At 41.0% G+C, this 20,786-nt stretch carries 15 protein-coding genes; 12 read left to right on the top strand and 3 right to left on the bottom strand.

Going from position 1 to position 20,786, the window contains the following annotated elements; all coding sequences use genetic code 11:
• Positions 1–11 precede the first annotated feature (11 nt).
• The 5 genes from scpB (at position 12) to E7Y33_RS09005 (ending at position 3,026) form a co-directional block, all read left to right on the top strand.
• Positions 12–581, top strand: coding sequence for an SMC-Scp complex subunit ScpB (gene scpB, locus E7Y33_RS09025; RefSeq protein ID WP_139690281.1), 570 nt, complete (start codon positions 12–14; stop codon positions 579–581).
• Positions 568–1,290 carry a pseudouridine synthase gene (locus E7Y33_RS09020; protein ID WP_001222233.1) on the top strand — a complete coding sequence of 241 codons (723 nt, stop codon included), beginning with the start codon at positions 568–570 and terminating at the stop codon, positions 1,288–1,290. Before scpB ends, E7Y33_RS09020 begins: the two co-directional genes overlap by 14 nt.
• Positions 1,290–1,526: a membrane protein insertion efficiency factor YidD gene (gene yidD / locus E7Y33_RS09015; protein WP_084856689.1), complete on the top strand. Its 237-nt coding sequence runs from the start codon at positions 1,290–1,292 to the stop codon at positions 1,524–1,526. Before E7Y33_RS09020 ends, yidD begins: the two co-directional genes overlap by 1 nt.
• Positions 1,527–1,643: 117 nt before the next feature.
• Positions 1,644–2,708 carry a glutamyl aminopeptidase gene (gene pepA / locus E7Y33_RS09010; protein WP_061587943.1) on the top strand — a complete coding sequence of 355 codons (1,065 nt, stop codon included), beginning with the start codon at positions 1,644–1,646 and terminating at the stop codon, positions 2,706–2,708.
• Between the two features lie 21 nt (positions 2,709–2,729).
• A complete protein-coding gene (locus E7Y33_RS09005) occupies positions 2,730–3,026 on the top strand; it encodes a bacteriocin immunity family protein (RefSeq protein ID WP_139690280.1) in 297 nt (98 codons plus the stop codon).
• A gap of 246 nt (positions 3,027–3,272) precedes the next feature.
• On the opposite strand, the gene E7Y33_RS09000 is transcribed toward E7Y33_RS09005, so the two are convergent.
• On the bottom strand, positions 3,273–4,904 hold the full coding sequence (locus tag E7Y33_RS09000; RefSeq protein ID WP_139690279.1) for a Na/Pi cotransporter family protein: 1,632 nt from the start codon (positions 4,902–4,904) through the stop codon (positions 3,273–3,275).
• 332 nt (positions 4,905–5,236) lie between these two features.
• Here E7Y33_RS09000 and E7Y33_RS08995 point away from each other — a divergent pair, with 332 nt between their 5' ends.
• Positions 5,237–9,952 (top strand): endo-beta-N-acetylglucosaminidase, encoded by a 4,716-nt coding sequence (locus E7Y33_RS08995; protein ID WP_139690278.1) that lies wholly within the window; start codon positions 5,237–5,239, stop codon positions 9,950–9,952.
• A 117-nt stretch (positions 9,953–10,069) separates the two neighbouring features.
• Here the strand turns inward: E7Y33_RS08995 and E7Y33_RS08990 are convergent, their stop codons facing one another.
• Together E7Y33_RS08990 and E7Y33_RS08985 are read right to left on the bottom strand one after the other, a co-directional pair.
• On the bottom strand, positions 10,070–10,438 hold the full coding sequence (locus tag E7Y33_RS08990; protein ID WP_002879468.1) for a hypothetical protein: 369 nt from the start codon (positions 10,436–10,438) through the stop codon (positions 10,070–10,072).
• Positions 10,439–10,522: 84 nt separating this feature from the next.
• Complete coding sequence (locus tag E7Y33_RS08985; RefSeq protein ID WP_139690277.1) at positions 10,523–11,449, bottom strand: helix-turn-helix transcriptional regulator; 927 nt, start codon at positions 11,447–11,449, stop codon at positions 10,523–10,525.
• Positions 11,450–11,802: 353 nt separating this feature from the next.
• Between E7Y33_RS08985 and E7Y33_RS08980 the strand changes: the two genes are divergently transcribed.
• The 6 genes from E7Y33_RS08980 to E7Y33_RS09600 all read left to right on the top strand — a co-directional run bounded on the left by E7Y33_RS08980 (position 11,803) and on the right by E7Y33_RS09600 (position 20,683).
• Positions 11,803–13,002, top strand: coding sequence for a phosphoglycerate kinase (locus tag E7Y33_RS08980; protein WP_139690276.1), 1,200 nt, complete (start codon positions 11,803–11,805; stop codon positions 13,000–13,002).
• Between the two features lie 162 nt (positions 13,003–13,164).
• Positions 13,165–17,580: an antigen I/II family LPXTG-anchored adhesin gene (locus E7Y33_RS08975; protein WP_139690275.1), complete on the top strand. Its 4,416-nt coding sequence runs from the start codon at positions 13,165–13,167 to the stop codon at positions 17,578–17,580.
• Between the two features lie 132 nt (positions 17,581–17,712).
• Entirely contained in the window at positions 17,713–18,240 is a 528-nt protein-coding gene (locus E7Y33_RS08970; RefSeq protein ID WP_000119887.1) for an FUSC family protein, read from the top strand.
• A 76-nt stretch (positions 18,241–18,316) separates the two neighbouring features.
• Positions 18,317–18,673, top strand: coding sequence for a transcriptional repressor GlnR (gene glnR / locus E7Y33_RS08965; RefSeq protein ID WP_065371382.1), 357 nt, complete (start codon positions 18,317–18,319; stop codon positions 18,671–18,673).
• A 36-nt stretch (positions 18,674–18,709) separates the two neighbouring features.
• Entirely contained in the window at positions 18,710–20,056 is a 1,347-nt protein-coding gene (gene glnA, locus E7Y33_RS08960) for a type I glutamate--ammonia ligase (RefSeq protein ID WP_007522284.1), read from the top strand.
• A 405-nt stretch (positions 20,057–20,461) separates the two neighbouring features.
• Entirely contained in the window at positions 20,462–20,683 is a 222-nt protein-coding gene (locus E7Y33_RS09600) for a hypothetical protein (RefSeq protein ID WP_237665659.1), read from the top strand.
• Positions 20,684–20,786: the final 103 nt, after the last annotated feature.

The following is a 20,786-nucleotide window of genomic DNA, read 5'->3' as shown; positions in this document are numbered from 1 at the left end:
AGAGAGGAAAGATGAGTACTTTAGCAGAAATAGAAGCGCTCTTGTTTGTAGCAGGTGAAGATGGGATTCGAGTCCGTCAGTTGGCTGAACTCCTATCGCTTCCCCCGACAGGCATCCAGCAGAGTTTAGAAAAATTAGCCCAAAAGTATGAAAAAGACCAGGAGTCGAGCTTGTCCCTGATTGAGACAGGGGGAGCATACAGATTGGTGACCAAGCCTCAATTTGCAGAGATTTTGAAGGAATATTCCAAAGCTCCCATCAACCAGAGTTTATCTCGGGCAGCCCTTGAGACCTTGTCGATCATTGCCTACAAGCAGCCGATTACGCGGATAGAAATCGATGCTATCCGTGGAGTCAACTCGAGTGGGGCCTTGGCAAAGTTGCAGGCCTTTGACTTGATACGAGAAGACGGGAAAAAAGAAGTGTTGGGTCGCCCCAACCTCTATGTGACTACGGATTATTTCTTAGATTACATGGGGATTAATCATTTGGAAGAATTGCCAGTGATTGATGAGCTTGAGATCCAAGCCCAAGAAAGCCAATTATTTGGTGAAAGGATAGAAGAAGATGAGAATCAATAAGTATATTGCCCACGCAGGTGTGGCCAGTAGGAGAAAAGCAGAAGAGCTGATCAAGCAAGGCTTGGTAACAGTCAACGGCCAAGTGGTACGTGAACTCGCAACCACCATCAAGACTGGTGACAAGGTCGAAGTGGAAGGCCAGCCCATCTACAACGAAGAAAAGGTCTACTATCTGCTTAATAAACCACGTGGAGTGATTTCCAGTGTGACAGACGACAAGGGCCGCAAGACTGTTGTGGATCTCTTGCCCAATGTAAAAGAACGTATTTATCCTGTGGGACGTTTGGACTGGGATACATCCGGTGTTTTGATTTTGACCAATGATGGGGATTTTACAGATGAGATGATTCACCCCCGTAATGAGATTGATAAGGTCTATGTCGCGCGTGTTAAAGGTGTGGCCAATAAGGATAATCTCCGCCCCTTGACCCGTGGACTTGAGATTGATGGCAAGAAAACCAAGCCAGCTGTTTATGAAATCCTCAAAGTGGATCCAGTTAAAAATCGCTCAGTAGTGCAGTTGACTATCCATGAAGGGCGCAACCATCAGGTTAAAAAAATGTTTGAAGCTGTCGGCCTCCAAGTGGATAAGTTGTCTCGGACACGTTTTGGACATCTAGACTTGACGGGGCTTCGTCCAGGTGAAGCTCGTCGCCTCAATAAAAAAGAAATCAGCCAACTACACACCATGGCTGTAACCAAGAAATAATGAAACGAATCTTAATAGCACCAGTACGCTTTTACCAACGTTTTATCTCACCAGCCTTTCCACCCTCTTGTCGTTTTGAGCCTACTTGTTCCAACTACATGATCCAGGCTATTGAAAAACATGGTTTCAAGGGTGTTTTGATGGGCTTGGCTCGGATTTTGCGTTGTCATCCCTGGTCGAAAATAGGAAAGGATCCTGTGCCAGACCACTTTTCACTCAAACGAAATCATAAATAAAACGAATTACAATGGTGATTCGTTTTATTTATAAGCAGTTTCAAGTTGGAATGATGATTCCCACTACCCTTCTCCTATAAAAAGTGGTAAAATGGAGGACAGAAAGAAGGAACTGATATGACAACATTATTTTCAAAAATCAAAGAAGTAACAGAGCTTGCTGCAATCTCAGGTCATGAAGCGCCTGTCCGGACTTATCTTCGTGAGAAGTTGACACCGCACGTGGACGAAGTGGTGACAGATGGCTTGGGTGGTATTTTCGGTATCAAGCATTCAGAAGCTGCGGATGCCCCACGCGTCTTAGTCGCTTCTCACATGGACGAAGTTGGTTTTATGGTCAGCGAAATCAAAGCGGATGGTACCTTCCGTGTCGTTGAAATCGGTGGTTGGAATCCTATGGTGGTCAGCAGCCAACGCTTTAAACTCTTTACTCGTGACGGTCGTGAAATTCCTGTGATTTCAGGCTCTGTTCCTCCACATTTGACTCGTGGAAAGGGTGGACCAACCATGCCTGCTATCTCGGATATCGTTTTTGATGGTGGTTTTGCGGACAAGGCTGAGGCAGAAAGCTTTGGTATCCGTCCGGGTGACACCATTGTCCCTGATAGCTCCGCTATCTTGACAGCCAATGAAAAAAATATCATCTCAAAAGCTTGGGACAACCGCTACGGTGTTCTTATGGTGAGTGAGTTGGCAGAAGCCCTATCAGGTCAAAAACTGGGAAATGAACTCTATCTTGGCTCTAACGTCCAAGAAGAAGTTGGGCTTCGTGGCGCTCATACTTCTACAACTAAGTTTGATCCAGAAGTTTTCCTAGCCGTTGACTGTTCACCTGCTGGTGATGTTTACGGTGGTCAAGGCAAGATTGGGGACGGAACCTTGATTCGCTTCTACGATCCAGGTCACTTGCTTCTCCCAGGTATGAAGGATTTCCTTTTGACAACGGCTGAAGAAGCTGGTATCAAGTACCAATATTACTGTGGAAAAGGTGGAACGGACGCTGGAGCAGCTCATCTGAAAAATGGCGGTGTTCCTTCTACAACTATCGGTGTCTGTGCACGTTATATCCACTCTCACCAAACGCTTTATGCTATGGATGACTTCCTAGAAGCTCAAGCTTTCTTGCAAGCCTTGGTGAAAAAATTGGACCGCTCAACGGTTGATTTGATTAAAAATTATTAAACATAAGGGAGGTTGCTCGGGATGGCAGAAGCAAATCTAGAAAGCCTTATAAAAGATCTCTATAATCATGCCCGTCAGGGCTTGAGTGAAGAGTTAGTCGCTGCTCTCCTAGAGACTGCTAAAAAACTACCCACTACAAATGAGCAATTACTAGCAGTCCGACTTTCAGGACTGGTCACCCGTGAATTGCTTACCAATCCCAAACACCCAGCACCAGAGTTGATCAACTTGGCGCGCTTTATCAAAAGAGAAGAAGCCAAGTACAGGGGCACTGCAGTTTCTGCTATCATGTTTGGAGAACTCTTTAAAATGCTTTGATTCACAATGGAATCAAAGCATTTTTTATATGTCAGAAAAAACATTTTTGATGAGGAAATGAAAAAGCCATCCCATTCAGGATAGCTTCTTGGCACTTATACTCAATGAAAATCAAAGAGCAAACTAGGAAACTAACCGCAGGCTGCTCAAAACACGGTTTTGAGGTTGTGGATAGAACTGACGAAGTCAGTAACATATATACAGCAAGGCGACGTTGACGTGGTTTGAAGAGATTTTCGAAGAGTATTAGATTTGTTCAGCAATGACCTTTTCGGCTAGATTCATAGCATGGTCAGACACACGAGTGTAGTGGGAAATGATGTCGATAAAGTTGACTCCAGCTTGTGTAGAACACTCACCTTTGTTAAGGCGTTTGATGTGAGTCTTTCTGAGAACGCGTTCCATATTGTTGATTTCTTTATGGCGTTCAATCAGACTTTGAGCTTTTTCAATATCATTATTTTCCACACTATCAAGGGCATCCTTGATAAATGCAGTTGTTGCTTGATAAATCTCAGCTAATTCCTCTAAAGCAGCATCAGAAAATTGAACATTCTTACGTTGGAGGTAGTCTGTTAGGTTGAGCAAGCCTTCTGCGTGGTCCCCAATCCGTTCCAAATCACGAGATGAATCCAGAATGTTGGTCAAGACTTCACTTTCCTTTTGGCTCAAGGATTCGCTTGAGAGTCTGATGAGGTAACGAGTGAGTTTTTCATCGATGGTATTGATGGCTTCCTCTGTCTTGTGCCCTTTTTCAGCTACCTTTTCATCCAAATCGATGATATAGGTATAAGAAAGGTCAAAAGCTTTGGTTGCATAGTTCCCCAAGTGCAAGAGTTCTTTTTTGGCATTTCCTAGAGCGATGGAAGGAGATTGCTGGATAAGTTGCTCGTCGAGATAGAGAGGCTCGTACTTGACAACCTCGTCTTCACCAGGGATGAGCTTGGTTACAAAGTAGGCCAAGGCTCCGATGAATGGAAATTGTACAATGGTGTTACTTACGTTAAAGGCACCGTGAGAGAAGGCGATTGTCATCTCAGGTGAGAGGTGAAGGAGTGCCTGGAAGTACTCGATCATAGCAGTGAAAGGGCCTAATAAGATTAAGCAAAGAATAGTTCCTAAAACGTTAAAGGTAACGTGGGTTGCCGCAACGCGTTTCGCTGAGACATTGGCTCCAGCTGCCGCAATGATAACGGTTAGAGTTGTCCCGATATTATCCCCGAAGAGAACCGGTAGCGAACCTTTAAGGTCAAGGAAGCCACCTGCATAGAGACCTTGTAGAATCCCGATAGTTGCCGAAGAGGCCTGAATGAGGACGGTAATCACTGCACCGGCTACTACTCCTAAAATAGGATTTTGTCCCAAGGTTACCATATACTCCTTGAATTGTGGTAAATCTTTAAGCGGGCTCATACCGGCACTGATGAGGTTGAGGGCGTAGAAGATTCCCCCGACACCAAACAGGATGCGCCCGATATTGTTTGCTGTTCTGTTTTTTGTAAAGAAGAGGAACATGGTTCCAAGGAAAATCAAGGGTAAAGCATACTCACCAAGCTTGAAACCGATGATAAAGGATGTAACGGTGGTTCCGATGTTGGCTCCCATGATAATTCCGATAGCCTGTCTAAGGGTTAGAAGACTAGCGCTGACTAGCCCAACCGTGATAACTGTAACCCCTGTACTTGACTGAATCAGGGCAGTCACGACGATTCCGACTAGAACACCTAAAAAGGGATTGCTAGTGTACTTGTCAATGTAAAAACGAAGGCGATCTCCAGCAGCTTGTTGCAAACCGTCTCCCATGGTCTTGATACTGTATAAAAACAGTCCTAGACCTCCTAAAAAGTGAAATAAAATTTCCTGCCAATTAATGGACATTTCTTTTTCCTCCGAAAAATAATAACGGAATTTCTCCTATTCTATTTTAAAGGATAAAAGTAAATCTCACAAGTGTTTAGCTGAAATTTTCATAAGAAACAAGAACTTTCTTTCAAAATGAGAGGTAGTTTCCCTTTAAGATAGATGATTTATAGGATTGTGTCCAAATTTTACTGATTTTTATCCTAGTTATAGTTTTTGTGTCAAGTATATTGACAACGCTTTCATATAGGATAAAATGAAGATGATCCTGTTCTGGTGGTGTACATTGAGAACAGTTACTTTTTATCAAAAAGTAAAGCGCTTACTTTATATTTTATTAGGAGGATAAGATGAAAAATCTATTTTTTGAAAAACGTTGCCGTTACAGTATTCGTAAGTTGTCAATCGGGGCTTGTTCCTTGATGATTGGTTCAGCTCTATTTGCGAGCCCAGCTCTTGCCGAACAAGTCGCAGTCCCTGAAACAGCTACAAATACGAGCGCCCAAGCGACAAGTACTAGTGAAACAGCTAATCCAGATACTGCAGCCCTTGAAAAACAATTAGAGAAAACAGAGAACAAAGTAGCTGAGCAACCAATTTCAGAAAACCCTCCAACAATAACGGATCTGGTTAATGAAAAAGAAGAAGCAAAGCCAACTCCGACAGAAAAACCTGCTCAACCAACTGAAAAAGAAGAAGTCAAACCAGAGGAAGCTCCTAAAGTGGCTGAGAAGAAAGCCGACAAACCGACTCTAGCAGACGTTCCTAAAAATGAAGAAAAGAGTCTCCGACCAAAAGAAATCAAATTTGATACTTGGGAAGATTTGTTGAAATGGGAACCGGGTGCGCGTGAGGATGATTCCATCAACCGTTCCTCAGTTGAACTCGCCAAGCGTCATAGAGGCCAGTTGGTTAATGAAAAAGCAAGCAGAAGAGCCAAGGTTCAAGCTCTAGCAAATACCAACTCAAAGGCCAAAGACCACGCTTCTGTAGGTGGAGAAGAATTCAAGGCCTACGCCTTCGATTACTGGCAATACTTGGATTCAATGGTCTTCTGGGAAGGTCTAGTTCCAACTCCAGATGTCATTGATGCAGGCCACCGCAACGGAGTTCCCGTTTATGGAACCCTCTTTTTCAACTGGTCAAATAGCATTGCCGACCAAGAGAAATTTGCAGCTGCCTTGAAACAAGACGCAGATGGCACCTTCCCTATCGCACGGAAACTTGTCGATCTTGCTAAGTACTATGGCTTTGATGGCTATTTCATCAACCAAGAAACAACGGGGGAATTGGTAGCACCTCTTGGTGAAAAAATGCGCCAATTCATGCTCTATACAAAAGAATACGCGGCTAAAGTCAACCATCCAATCAAGTATGCTTGGTACGATGCCATGACCTACAAATATGGTCGTTACCACGAAGATGGCCTTGGTGAATACAACTATCAGTTCATGCAAAAAGAAGGTGACAAGGTTCCTGCAGATCAATTCTTTGCCAACTTCAACTGGAACAAGGAAAAGAATGACTACTCTGTAGAGATGGCAAAATGGCTAGAACGTAGTCAATATGATGTCTTTGCAGGCTTGGAATTGCAACAAGGTGGTTCTTATAAGACCAAAGTCAAATGGGATGCCCTCTTAGATGAAAAAGGCAAGTTGCGTTTGTCACTTGGACTCTTTGCACCAGATACGATTACCAGTCTAGGAAAAACAGGCGAAGACTACCACAAGAACGAAGACATCTTTTTTACAGGTTACCAAGGAGATCCAACGGCTCAAAAACCAGCTGACAAAGAATGGTATGGGATTGCCAATTTAGTTGCGGACCGTACACCAGCAGTAGGCCGGACCTTCACTACCTCTTTTAATACGGGTCATGGCAGAAAGTGGTTTGTAGATGGCAAAGTTTCTAAGGATTCTGAATGGAACTACCGTTCTGTTTCAGGTGTCTTGCCAACATGGCGTTGGTGGCAGACTTCAACGGGGGAAAAACTTCGTGCAGAATATGACTTTACAGATGCCTATAATGGAGGTAACTCCCTTAAATTCTCAGGTGATGTAGCTGGTAAGACGGACCAGGATGTGAATTTGTATTCTACCAAACTAGAAGTAACTGAGAAAACCAAACTTCGTGTTGCCCACAAGGGAGGAAAAGGCTCTAAAGTTTATATGGCTTTCTCTACAACACCAGACTACAAATTTGAGGATGCAGCCGCATGGAAAGAGCTAACACTTTCTGATAACTGGAAGAATGAAGAATTTGACCTTAGCTCACTAGCAGGTAAAACCATCTATGCAGTCAAACTCTTCTTCGAGCATGAAGGAGCTGTAAAAGATTATCAGTTCAACCTAGGACAATTAACAATTTCGGACAATCACCAAGCCCCACAAGCGCCTACGGGCCTTTCTGTGGTGAGACAATCTCTTAAAAATGCCCAAGAAGCTGAAGCAGTGGTCCAATTTGCTGGTAACCAAGATGCGGATTTCTATGAAGTCTACGAAAAAGATGGGGATAACTGGCGCTTATTGACAGGATCATCTGCTTCAACCATCTACTTGCCAAAAGTTAGCCGCTCTGCTAATGCGACTGGTAGGACTCAGGAATTGAAAGTCGTTGCAGTTGGTAAAAATGGACTCCGTTCTGAGGCGGCGACAGCATTCTTTAACTGGGGCATGACTGTTCAGGATACAACTCTCCCAAGACCTTTGGCTGAAAATATTGTTCCAGGTGCATCAGTTATTGATAGTACTTTCCCTAAGACAGAAGGTGGTGAAGGCATCGAAGGTATGTTGAACGGTACCATTACTAGCTTGTCAGATAAGTGGTCTTCAGCTCAGTTGAGCGGTAGTGTGGATATTCGCTTGACCAAGCCACGTACCGTTGTTAGATGGGTCATGGATCATGCAGGAGCTGGTGGTGAGTCTGTCAACGATGGTTTGATGAACACCAAAGACTTTGATCTTTACTACAAGGATACAGATGGTGAGTGGAAACTAGCTAAGGAAGTCCGTGGCAACAAAGCACACGTTACGGATATCACTCTTGACAAACCAATCACTGCTCAAGACTGGCGCCTAAAAGTTATCACTTCAGATAACGGGACACCTTGGAAGGCCATTCGTATCTACAACTGGAAGATGTACGAAACCTTGGATACAGAAAGCCAAAATATTCCAATGGCTAAGGTAGCTGCCCGTTCACTTGGAAACCATCAAGTTCAACTAGGCTTCTCTGATGTTCCAGCGGGTGCAACTATCACCGTTTACGACAAGGCAGATTCACAAACACCAATTGCAACCTTGAAGTCTGAAACTGGAGGCGACTTGGCAACAGCACCATTGGGATTTGACAAGCAACCAACTCTCCTCTACTATCGTACCCAACTACCTGGCAAAGAAATCAGTAACACCTTGGCAGTAGCGATTCCACAGGATGAGAGGAAAATTGCTGCAGTTAGCCTTGAAAAAGAGCCTAAGAAGACAGTTTATAAAGAGGGAGAAAAACTTGACCTTAGAGGCGGCACTCTCCGTGTTCAATACGAAGGGGGGCAAGCAGACGAGCTGATTAACCTTACTCACTCAGGTGTGACTGTTTCTGGATACGACGCTCATCAAAAAGGGGAACAAAAGCTCACAGTTAGCTATCTTGGACTTTCAGTAAGCGGTGACTTGAAGGTACAAGTGACTGGTCAAGATGAAGGAAAACTAAAGGAAGTAGCAGGTCTGTACATTACTCAGAAACCGAAAACGGAATATCTAGTAGGAGAGCAACTGGATCTTGCAGAAGGTCGTTTCGGAGTTCTCTATGATGATGAGACAGAAGAAAGCCGTGCCTTCACAGATCAAGGTGTTGAAATTACGGGCTACGATGCTCAAAAGACTGGTCGTCAGACCTTGACCCTTCATTACAAGGGACACACAGCTGAGTTCGATGTCTTGGTTTCTCCAAAAGCAGCTGTCAACGATGAGTACCTCAAACAAGAAATCACTGCTGCCCAAGGTCACCAGTCAACCCTTGCCTACACCTTCTCAAGTGAGGATAAACAAGCAGCACTAGTAGAGAAGCTCAATGCTGCGAAAGCTGTTGCTGAAAACCATGATGCTAGCCAAGAAGAAGTCAATCGGGCTTTGAATGAGTTGAAACAAGCAGGGACAGCCTTGGATGGAAATCAACGTTATCAGACTGCTAGAGAAGAATTGGAAGGCTTGCTCGAATCCGTCCGTGAAAAAGATCCTAAAGCTGAATTGATTGACCAAGCAGAAACTTTGTTGGCTTCAGAGATGCCAACTCCACAGGCTTTTGCGGACATGAAAGAAAAGCTGAATAAGAAACTAGCTCCTACAGAAGAAAGCCATCATGTTGGTAGCATGGATCCAAATGAAGTGGCCCCGACGGTTGAAGCTCTCCCTGAACTAGTTATTGAAACTGAAACAATAGCCTTCGAACGTCAAGAGCGACCAAACGCAAACCTTCTGAAAGGTCAACGTCAACTTGTCCAAAAAGGAGAAGAAGGGCAACTCCATCGTCTAGTAGAAGTAGACGTCCAAGGCAAACGCACTCTTCGTTCGACTGAGGTAGTCAAGGAATCAATCCCAGAAATCACCGAAGTTGGTACAAAAGTTCTATCAAGCAACCAACCAGCTGAAGGTGTGAAAGATTTAGTTCTAGAAACTCCGAAACTGGAAGTTGAAGAAGTTTCAGTTGCCTTCGAACATCAGGAACGACCAAATGCAGCCCTTCTCAAAGGCAAACGCCAGCTAGTTCAAGCAGGCGTTGAAGGTCAAGTTCGTCGCTTTGTAGAAGTTGATGCTCAGGGCAAACGCACCCTTCATTCTACTGAGGTTCTCAAGGAAGCTATCCCAGAAATCACAGAAGTTGGAACGAAAGAAGAGCAAGTCTCACAAACAAGGGATCAAGCTCTTTCAGCAGCACCAGCAAAAGTTGAAGAAACAAGCAGAGAGCTTCCAAATACGGGAGCGACAAGAGATGCTAGCCTAGTAGCGCTGGGACTTCTCGGACTAATGAGTGGCTACGGCTTGCTTGCTAGGAAGAAGAGAGAAGACTAATCAGATTTACGAATCTTGGATTTTCTCATAAAAATTAAAAACAAGGTTTGACTGTAGATTAGTCAGGCCTTGTTTTTAGTTTTGAAATTGAAGAGTAAATTTGAAGCTAGATTTTTGTTATTCAATTCCTTGGATAAATTTTTGGAAACGATAAGTGTCGAAATAAATATTGGATGCAACTAATTTATCAAATTCATCAAATTTCAGAAATTCTGCGACATCCAGTTCGAGTTCTTTTCCTTGAGGAGAATGTAGACGGTAGCGATTTAAAGCTGAGACTGTTCGACCATCAACAAGTAATTGCTTCACTTCAAGATGCTGGCTCAAAGCATAGAATTGGCCTGCGCCTTGCAAATAAACATCACGTCCTTGTCGAATTTCTATACTATCGCACATGCCATAATCAAAGTTTTCAGCTACGAAATCTTCCCAGCCTCCCTCATTTACTGCCGTAAAATAGCTTTCTGCAAGTGTTTTTGTATCCATTTGGAACCTCCTGTAAAATAATTGGGCTATGATGAATATCACGAAATATTTTGCCCACTTAAGAGTATACAAAAGGAAATATGACTACAGGTTGTCATATTGCTGAAGATTTTTTTTGAGAGTACTGACCAGTAGATTTTGTAAGTGACTTGGAGATACGACCTTTACTTGATAACCAAAGCTTAAGAGTAAATCAAAAAATGCAGGAGTTAAAGCTCTGAATGCCTGAACTTTTATTATTTCGTCCTCGACTCTGATTTCTTCTTCCGTGAAGTGATCGTAGATTTTTGGGAGTGCAAATCTTGTAAAAACTAGTTCGATTTCTTCTCCTTGCCCCTCCACTTTATGTTTTGGGGGATTTAAAAAAAGCTCTAACTTTTCTTGAGATAAACGTGGATAATCGAATGGTTTATCTTTTATCTCCACTAGTTCTAGTTCACGAATTCGAGTTAATTTAAAAATGCGAAAATCTAATTTTTCTAAGCAGTAACCGATAACATACCAAGCATTCAGTTTATAGATCAATCTGTATGGAATAACCGTTCGCTGACTTTTCTCTTGCTTTTTCGAATAGTAAGAAAAAGAAATCATCTGTTCAGTTTGTATCGCTTCCTCAATTTCTAGTAAATAATTTGTATTAAGAGTCCAGGAACTGAGATCAAAGTAAAAAGGACTGTTTGCTCTTGTAATTTCTTGAGAAGACAGCTTGTGTTCGATACTGTCAAGACTTGAATGACCAACGATTTTACTAACATTTTGGCTCATATTAATGATAAACTGTCTCTCTTCCTCAGTGAAAAAGTTTCTGTCTATCTTATAGTCGCTTGGTATATAGAAACCTCCCTTATCTCCACGTTCCGAATAGATTGGGATTCCCGCTAAACTGAGTGTATCCATGTCCCTATATACAGTTCGAGTAGATATTTCAAACCTCTCTGCAATCTCTTTAGCTGTTATCCTCTTCTTATTTAAAAGAGACAGTAAAATATAGATTAGTCTTTCTAATTTCATGGTAGCAATTCCCCTTCTTTTAATCTCAAATAGCACAAACTGAAGAAACTATTTTAGTTATATTGTATAATAAGAAACCTAGCAATTCAAAAAGAAGGACTGTAGAGTTTGGAATATTAAGGATTAAAATGTTAGAAAAAGAATGGTATAGAAGTAATTAGGCAGATCAATCAAGAAATTTTCCTAAATTATTCCAACCGAATTATGTGAAAATTTCTATTTCCCTTACTGAAATCCTAGGTTTTTAGGTTAATAGATAGAAGAATGAACAAGAAAAGTTTAGGGTTTTTCTATCTCTTTTGAGGATTTTGTGATATAATTAACACGTATAAAAAAAGAAGGAGTCATATCTAATGGCAAAATTGACTGTTAAAGACGTTGACTTGAAAGGGAAAAAAGTTCTCGTTCGTGTTGACTTCAACGTACCTGTTAAAGATGGCGTGATTACCAATGACAACCGTATCACTGCAGCTCTTCCAACTATCAAGTACATCCTTGAACAAGGTGGACGTGCAATCCTCTTCTCTCACCTTGGACGTGTAAAAGAAGAATCAGACAAAGAAGGTAAATCACTCGCTCCTGTAGCTGCTGACTTGGCTGCTAAATTGGGACAAGAAGTTAAATTTATCCCAGGTGTTACACGTGGTGCTGAATTGGAAGCCGCTGTTAACGCTCTTGAAGATGGACAAGTTCTCTTGGTTGAAAACACTCGTTTCGAAGATGTTGACGGCAAGAAAGAATCTAAAAACGATCCTGAACTTGGTAAATACTGGGCATCACTTGGAGATGGTATCTTCGTAAACGATGCATTCGGTACAGCTCACCGTGCACACGCATCTAACGTTGGTATCTCAGCAAACGTTGAAAAAGCAGTTGCTGGTTTCCTTCTTGAAAACGAAATTGCTTACATCCAAGAAGCGGTTGAAGCTCCAGAACGTCCATTCGTGGCTATCCTTGGTGGTTCAAAAGTTTCAGACAAGATCGGTGTTATCGAAAACTTGCTTGAAAAAGCTGATAAAGTTCTTATCGGTGGTGGGATGACTTACACATTCTACAAAGCTCAAGGTATCGAAATCGGTAACTCACTTGTAGAAGAAGACAAATTGGATGTCGCTAAAGCTCTTCTTGAAAAAGCAAACGGCAAATTGATCTTGCCAGTTGACTCAAAAGAAGCAAACGCATTTGCTGACTACACTGAAGTGAAAGACACTGAAGGTGAAGCAGTAGACCAAGGTTTCCTTGGTTTGGATATCGGTCCTAAATCTATCGCTAAATTCGACGAAGCTTTGACTGGTGCGAAAACAGTTGTATGGAACGGACCTATGGGTGTATTTGAAAACCCAGACTTCCAAGCTGGTACAATCGGTGTCATGGACGCTATAGTGAAACAACCAGGCGTGAAATCAATCATCGGTGGTGGTGATTCAGCTGCTGCAGCGATCAACCTTGGTCGTGCAGACAAGTTCTCATGGATCTCTACTGGTGGTGGAGCATCAATGGAACTCCTTGAAGGTAAAGTATTGCCAGGATTGGCTGCACTCACAGAAAAATAAGAGTATAATTAAGAAGATGGTTTCGCCATCTTCTTTTTTTTACCTTTTTAAATGTATATTATTGCATATATGAAAAGAAAAGGATTGAATAGTTGCATCTTGGGTTTTAAAATGATATTATGGTTAGTAGATGACAAAAATGAGATACAGAAAGGTATTACAATGAAAAATAGAAAAGAAGTCTATGGATTTCGTAAAAGCAAGGTTGCAAAAACTTTGTGTGGTGCTGTTTTAGGGACTGCTTTGATTGCTTTTGCAGATCAGGCAGTTTTTGCTGATGAAGTAAAAGAGACAACAAGCACAAGTGCGGTTGAAGTTACAAGTACCGGGAACCCAGCTACAAATCTACCTGAAGCTCAGGGTGAAATGAGTCAAGTTGCCAAAGAAAGCCAAGCTAAGGCTGGTTCTAAAGACTCAGCTTTACCAGTAGAAGTATCATCAGCTGATTTGGATAAAGCAGTTGCTGATGCAAAATCTGCAGGAGTTAAGGTAGTTCAAGATGAAACAAAAGACAAAGGAACAGCCACAACTGCTACAGAGAATGCTCAAAAACAAGATGAGATTAAAAGCGACTATGCTAAACAGGCTGAAGAAGTAAAGAAAACAACTGAAGCATATAAAAAGGAAGTCGCAGCTCATCAGGCTGAAACAGATAAAATCAATGCTGAAAACAAAGCAGCGGATGACAAGTATCAAAAAGATCTAAAAAGTCATCAAGAAGAAGTTGGAAAAATCAACACTGCCAATGCAACAGCTAAAGCAGAGTATGAGGCTAAGCTAGCACAATATCAAAAAGATTTAGCAACTGTCAAAAAAGCAAATGAAGATAGTCAAGAGGATTATCAAAATAAACTTTCAGCTTACCAGACAGAATTAGCTCGAGTACAAAAGGCTAATGCTGAAGCTAAAGAAGCCTATGATAAAGCGGTAAAAGAAAATACTGCGAAAAACGAAGCGCTTAAAGCTGAAAATGAAGCCATTAAACAGCGTAATGAAACTGCAAAAGCGAATTATGAAGCAGCGATGAAGCAGTATGAAGCGGATCTTGCAGCTATTAAGAAAGCTAAAGAAGATAATGATGCTGATTATCAAGCTAAATTAGCAGCTTATCAGACAGAATTGGCACGTGTTCAAAAGGCTAATTCTGATGCAAAAGCAGCCTATGAAAAGGCTGTTGAAGAAAATACAGCTAAAAACAATGCTATCCAAGCTGAAAATGAAGCTATTAAGCAGCGTAACGCCACTGCAAAATCGACTTATGACGCAGCGGTGAAGAAATACGAAGCAGATTTGGCGGCAGTTAAGCAAGCAAATGCTACCAATGAAGCAGACTACCAAGCTAAGCTAGCGGCTTATCAGACAGAACTAGCTCGCGTTCAAAAAGCAAATGCCGATGCAAAAGCAGCCTATGAAAAGGCTGTTGAAGATAATAAGGTAAAAAATGCTGCGCTTCAAGCTGAAAATGAAGCGATTAAACAACGTAATGAAACTGCAAAAGCAACTTATGAAGTGGCGATGAAGCAGTATGAAGCAGATCTTGCCAAATATAAGAAAGAGTTCGCAGCTTATACTGCAGCACTCGCAGAAGCGGAGAGTAAAAAGAAACAAGATGGTTATCTTTCAGAACCAAGATCACAATCGTTGAACTTTAAATCAGAACCAAATGCAATACGAACAATTGATTCATCTGTACATCAATATGGGCAGCAGGAATTGGATGCTTTGGTAAAATCATGGGGGATTTCGCCAACAAATCCTGATAGGAAAAAATCTACAGCATATTCATATTTCAATGCAATCAATTCGAATAACACTTATGCAAAGCTTGTATTAGAAAAGGATAAACCAGTCGATGTTACCTATACTGGTCTAAAAAATTCAAGTTTTAATGGTAAGAAAATTTCAAAAGTAGTTTACACTTACACATTAAAAGAAACAGGTTTTAACGATGGAACCAAAATGACTATGTTTGCCTCGAGTGATCCAACTGTGACAGCATGGTATAATGATTATTTTACTTCTACAAACATTAATGTAAAAGTCAAGTTTTATGATGAAGAAGGTCAACTTATGAATCTCACAGGAGGATTAGTTAATTTTTCATCTCTAAATAGAGGTAACGGTAGTGGAGCAATTGATAAAGATGCAATTGAAAGTGTTAGAAACTTTAACGGTCGATATATTCCAATTTCTGGTTCATCTATCAAGATTCATGAAAATAACTCTGCTTATGCAGATTCATCAAATGCAGAAAAATCGCTAGGCGCTCGTTGGAATACATCGGAATGGGATACAACCTCTAGTCCAAATAATTGGTACGGAGCTATTGTCGGTGAAATAACTCAATCGGAGATTAGCTTTAATATGGCTTCTTCTAAAAGTGGAAATATTTGGTTTGCTTTCAATTCAAACATTAATGCAATTGGGGTTCCGACGAAACCTGTTGCACCAACAGCTCCAACTCAACCAATGTATGAGACAGAGAAACCACTGGAACCAGCTCCAGTAGTACCAACATATGAAAATGAGCCAACACCACCAGTAAAAACTCCAGATCAACCGGAGCCGTCAAAACCGGAAGAGCCAACATATGAGACAGAGAAGCCATTGGAGCCAGCACCAGTAGCACCAACATATGAAAATGAGCCAACTCCACCAGTTAAGACTCCAGATCAACCGGAGCCATCAAAACCGGAAGAGCCAACATATGAAACAGAGAAGCCATTGGAGCCAGCACCAGTAGCACCAACATATGAAAATGAGCCAACTCCACCAGTTAAGACTCCAGATCAACCAGAGCCATCAAAACCAGAAGAGCCAGACTATGATCCATTGCCAACTCCGCCGCTAGCACCAACTCCTAAACAGCTGCCGACTCCTCCAGCAGTGCCGACAGTACACTTCCATTATAATAGCTTGTTGGCGCAACCTCAAATTAATAAAGAAATTAAAAATGAGGATGGAGTAGATATCGACCGTACTCTAGTTGCTAAGCAGTCTGTAGTGAAGTTTGAGTTGAAAACAGAAGCGTTGACAGCTGGTCGTCCAAAAACAACTTCGTTTGTATTGGTAGATCCACTTCCAACTGGCTATCAGTTTGACTTGGATGCAACTAAGGCTGCAAGTACAGGCTTTGATACAACTTATGATGAAGCCAGTCATACTGTAACCTTTAAGGCTACTGAGGAGACATTGGCAAGTTACAATGCTGACTTAACTAAACCTGTTGAGACTCTTCATCCAACGGTTGTTGGTCGTGTCTTGAATGATGGGGCAACTTATACTAATAACTTTACTTTGACAGTCAATGATGCTTATGGTATTAAGTCAAATGTTGTTCGTGTAACGACTCCTGGTAAACCAAATGATCCTGATAATCCAAATAACAACTATATTAAGCCAACGAAAGTAAATAAGAATAAAGAAGGCCTTAATATCGATGGAAAAGAAGTTTTAGCTGGTTCAACCAACTACTACGAATTAACATGGGATTTGGATCAATATAAAGGTGATAAATCTTCTAAGGAAGCAATCCAAAACGGCTTCTACTACGTAGATGATTATCCAGAGGAAGCTTTAGATGTTCGCCCTGATTTGGTTAAGGTTGCAGATGAAAAAGGAAATCAAGTATCAGGTGTCAGCGTTCAAAAATATGACAGTTTAGAAGCTGCGCCTAAGAAGGTTCAAGAGCTGTTGAAGAAAGCAAACATCACTGTTAAAGGTGCTTTCCAACTCTTCTCAGCTGATAATCCAGCTGAATTCTACAAGAACTATGTAGCAGCAGGAAAATCATTGCTCATCACAGATCCGATGACAGTTAAACCTGAATTTGGTCAAACGGGTGGTAAGTATGAAAACAAAGCCTACCAAATTGATTTTGGAAATGGCTATGCTACAGAAGTAGTTGTCAACAATGTACCGAAAATCACACCTAAAAAAGATGTGACAATCAGTATGGATCCAAGCAGTGATAATATCGATGGCCAAACAATTCCATTGAACCAGTACTTCAATTATCGTTTAATCGGTGGTTTGATTCCACAAAATCATTCTGAGGACTTGAATGACTATAGTTTTGTAGATGATTATGACCAAAAAGGTGATCAATACACTGGAAATTATAAAGTTCTTGCCAAGGTTGATATCCGATTGAAAGACGGTCGTGTTATCAAGGCAGGGACAGACTTAACAGCTGAAACACAGGTTGAACATGATCAAGATAAGGGAATGATTACCATTCGCTTCAAGGAAGAATTCCTTCAAGAGATTCAGTTGGATTCTCCATTCCAGGCTGAGACTTATATTCAAATGAAACGAATTGCTGTCGGAACCTTTGAAAATACCTATGTAAATACTGTGAACAAAGTTGCTTACGCTTCAAATACAGTTCGCACGACAACGCCAGAACCTAAGAAACCAGAGGAGCCGACAACTCCTACTCCAAATCCAAAAGGGAATCCTACTCTACCTCAAACAGGTACAAATGATTCAAGCTACATGCCATATCTTGGTCTAGCAGCTTTAGTAGGAGTTTTAGGACTTGGTCAGTTGAAACGTAAAGAAGACGAAAGCAACTAAGCTCTGAAAGTTAAATAGAAAAGAGGAACTCTGTTTCCTCTTTTTTATAGCCTAAATTAAAAACGCTTCCTATTGATTTTCACTCATAAAATCAACTAATTTATGTTAAAATGGTAGTAGAAAGTTGAGATTATGAGTTATTTTAAAAAATATAAATTTGATAAGTCACAGTTCAAGCTTGGTATGCGAACCTTCAAAACAGGGATTGCCGTATTTATAGTTCTCTTGATTTTTGGTTTTTTTGGCTGGAAGGGGCTTCAAATTGGAGCGTTGACAGCGGTCTTCAGTTTACGAGAGAGCTTTGATAAGAGTGTCCATTTTGGAACTTCGCGTATCTTAGGAAATAGCATTGGCGGTTTTTACGCCCTTGTCTTTTTCCTCTTAAATACTTTATTTCATGGAGCCTTTTGGGTAACCTTACTAGTTGTTCCGATTTGCACCATGTTAACCATTATGACAAATGTTGCCATGAACAACAAGGCAGGAGTTATCGGTGGTGTGGCGGCTATGTTGATTATTACCCTATCAATACCAAGCGGAGAAACATTTTTGTACGTGTTTGCGCGCGTATTTGAAACATTTATGGGAGTTTTTGTCGCAATCCTTGTAAATTATGATATTGAGCAACTGAAACTCTTTTGGGAGAAAAAAAGAAAATAATGTTACATTTTATGACATTATTCGTTGACGTATGTCTTTTTTTAGACTATAATAGACAGGAAGAAGGAAATTGTAAATGAAGGAAAGAGAATTTCGCCGAAATATGGCTGTTTTTCCTATCGGCAGTGTTATGAAATTGACCGATCTCTCGGCACGTCAGATTCGTTATTATGAAGATCAAGAGTTGATCAAACCTGATCGAAACGAAGGGAACCGTCGCATGTATTCTTTGAATGACATGGATCGTCTGCTTGAAATCAAAGATTACATCTCTGAAGGTCATAATATTGCTGCGATTAAGAAAAAATATGCTGAACGCGAGGCGAAGTCCAAGAAAGCTGTGAGTCAGACGGAAGTGCGTCGTGCACTCCACAATGAACTCCTCCAGCAGGGGCGCTTTACTTCAGTACGGTCACCCTTTGGTCGCGGTTAGGCAATCGCAAGTAGTCATATATTAAGGAGAAAACCCATGCCAATCACAGCTGCAGATATTCGTCGTGAAGTCAAGGAAAAAAATGTTACCTTTATCCGTCTCATGTTTTCAGATATTCTGGGAACCATGAAAAACGTCGAAATTCCTGCTACAGATGAACAGTTAGATAAGGTCTTGTCAAACAAAGCCATGTTTGATGGCTCTTCTATTGAAGGTTTTGTACGTATCAATGAATCAGATATGTACTTGTACCCAGACTTGGATACATGGACAGTCTTCCCATGGGGAGATGAAAATGGAAGTGTTGCAGGTTTAATCTGTGATGTCTATACAACAGAAGGCGAGCCATTTGCAGGTGACCCTCGTGGTAATCTGAAGAGTGCACTTCGTCATATGGAAGAAGTAGGATTCAAATCTTTCAACCTTGGTCCAGAACCAGAATTCTTCCTATTTAAGTTGGATGAAAATGGGGATCCAACACTTGAAGTAAATGACAAGGGTGGCTACTTTGATTTGGCGCCTACTGACCTTGCGGACAATACACGTCGTGAAATTGTGAATGTCTTGACCAAAATGGGATTTGAAGTAGAAGCGAGTCACCACGAGGTTGCGGTTGGACAACATGAAATTGACTTCAAGTATGATGAAGTCCTCCGTGCCTGTGACAAGATTCAAATCTTTAAACTCGTTGTTAAAACCATTGCTCGCAAACACGGCCTTTACGCAACCTTTATGGCGAAACCAAAATTTGGTATCGCTGGATCAGGTATGCACTGTAATATGTCCTTGTTTGATGCAGAAGGAAACAATGCCTTCTTTGATCCAAATGATCCAAAAGGAATGCAGTTGTCTGAAACAGCCTACCATTTCCTTGGTGGTTTGATCAAGCATGCTTACAACTATACTGCTATCATGAACCCAACAGTTAACTCATACAAACGTTTGGTTCCAGGTTATGAAGCACCTGTTTACATTGCTTGGGCTGGTCGTAACCGTTCGCCACTTGTGCGCGTACCGGCTTCACGCGGTATGGGAACTCGTCTTGAGTTGCGTTCAGTGGACCCAATGGCAAACCCATACATCGCTATGGCGGTTCTTTTGGAAGTTGGTTTGCATGGTATTGAAAACAAAATCGAAGCACCAGCTCCTATCGAAGAAAATATCTACATCATGACAGCAGAAGAGCGTAAGGAAGCTGGAATCACTGATCTTCCATCAACTCTTCATAACGCCTTGAAAGCTTTGACAGAAGATGAAGTGGTCAAGGCAGCCCTAGGTGAACACATCTACACTAGCTTCCTTGAAGCGAAACGTATCGAGTGGGCCAGCTATGCAACATTTGTTTCACAATGGGAAGTTGATAATTATCTTGATTTGTATTAAGAACATAAAAAAGATTATCTAATTGGATAATCTTTTTTATTATTGCAATTTTTTAAATGTATTTTGATACTATTCTTAGTATATATAATATGGTGAATTGAGCAAAAATGGATCATTAGTTGAATTGATTAAAAAGTAATAATATTCTGAAAAAACTCAGAATAATATTCCCGTAATCCTATCTCGAGAATCTCTCTAATGTATGAAATAGTAGGTTTTTAACATTCTAAAAAAATTTACAATTTGACAACATATTTCTTGAAATACTAATTAGTAAATGATAAAATATCATTTGACATGAATGAGGTTTAGCTCTCGCTTTTATAGATTGATATATTATTTAATTGAAACTTATTCATGATATTTTACTATTATAAGAAAGGAGATTTTGTGTAAAAAAGACAGATGGTGGTTTCTGTTTTAAGAGATGGAGTCATCATAGCTTTAGCGGTGGGTTTAATTTATTTCACTAGACCCACTAAGGATGGAGATATAGGGGCGTCTTCAATTTTGCAATCAACTTCAAGTGATGAGAACAATTCAACTTTGAGTTTAAAAGGTCAACAACTTCCAGAATTTAAAACGGCCTCTCAAGATGGAAAATTGATTGCTATCTCGGAACTGTAAGATAAACCTATATTAGTTGTCGAATGGACTAGTTGGTGTCCTCGTTGTTAGAAACAACTACCCATTGTTCAGCAGATGTATGAAAAGTATGGAGATCAAATTC

It is taken from the genome of Streptococcus oralis, from assembly GCF_006175905.1.
Lineage (GTDB): Bacteria > Bacillota > Bacilli > Lactobacillales > Streptococcaceae > Streptococcus > Streptococcus oralis_BG.
Note: the sequence above shows the minus strand (reverse complement) of the source record. Positions and strands in the feature narration are given on the sequence as shown.

Coding starts and splice junctions, on each gene's coding strand:
- pepA (WP_061587943.1), top strand. CDS start 1,644: ATGACAACATTATTTTCAAAAATCAAAGAAGTAACAGAGCTTGCTGCA.
- E7Y33_RS08975 (WP_139690275.1), top strand. CDS start 13,165: ATGAAAAATAGAAAAGAAGTCTATGGATTTCGTAAAAGCAAGGTTGCA.
- E7Y33_RS08985 (WP_139690277.1), bottom strand. CDS start 11,449: ATGAAATTAGAAAGACTAATCTATATTTTACTGTCTCTTTTAAATAAG.
- E7Y33_RS09020 (WP_001222233.1), top strand. CDS start 568: ATGAGAATCAATAAGTATATTGCCCACGCAGGTGTGGCCAGTAGGAGA.
- E7Y33_RS09600 (WP_237665659.1), top strand. CDS start 20,462: ATGGTGGTTTCTGTTTTAAGAGATGGAGTCATCATAGCTTTAGCGGTG.
- glnR (WP_065371382.1), top strand. CDS start 18,317: ATGAAGGAAAGAGAATTTCGCCGAAATATGGCTGTTTTTCCTATCGGC.
- E7Y33_RS08970 (WP_000119887.1), top strand. CDS start 17,713: ATGAGTTATTTTAAAAAATATAAATTTGATAAGTCACAGTTCAAGCTT.
- glnA (WP_007522284.1), top strand. CDS start 18,710: ATGCCAATCACAGCTGCAGATATTCGTCGTGAAGTCAAGGAAAAAAAT.
- yidD (WP_084856689.1), top strand. CDS start 1,290: ATGAAACGAATCTTAATAGCACCAGTACGCTTTTACCAACGTTTTATC.
- E7Y33_RS08990 (WP_002879468.1), bottom strand. CDS start 10,438: ATGGATACAAAAACACTTGCAGAAAGCTATTTTACGGCAGTAAATGAG.
- E7Y33_RS08980 (WP_139690276.1), top strand. CDS start 11,803: ATGGCAAAATTGACTGTTAAAGACGTTGACTTGAAAGGGAAAAAAGTT.
- scpB (WP_139690281.1), top strand. CDS start 12: ATGAGTACTTTAGCAGAAATAGAAGCGCTCTTGTTTGTAGCAGGTGAA.
- E7Y33_RS09005 (WP_139690280.1), top strand. CDS start 2,730: ATGGCAGAAGCAAATCTAGAAAGCCTTATAAAAGATCTCTATAATCAT.
- E7Y33_RS08995 (WP_139690278.1), top strand. CDS start 5,237: ATGAAAAATCTATTTTTTGAAAAACGTTGCCGTTACAGTATTCGTAAG.
- E7Y33_RS09000 (WP_139690279.1), bottom strand. CDS start 4,904: ATGTCCATTAATTGGCAGGAAATTTTATTTCACTTTTTAGGAGGTCTA.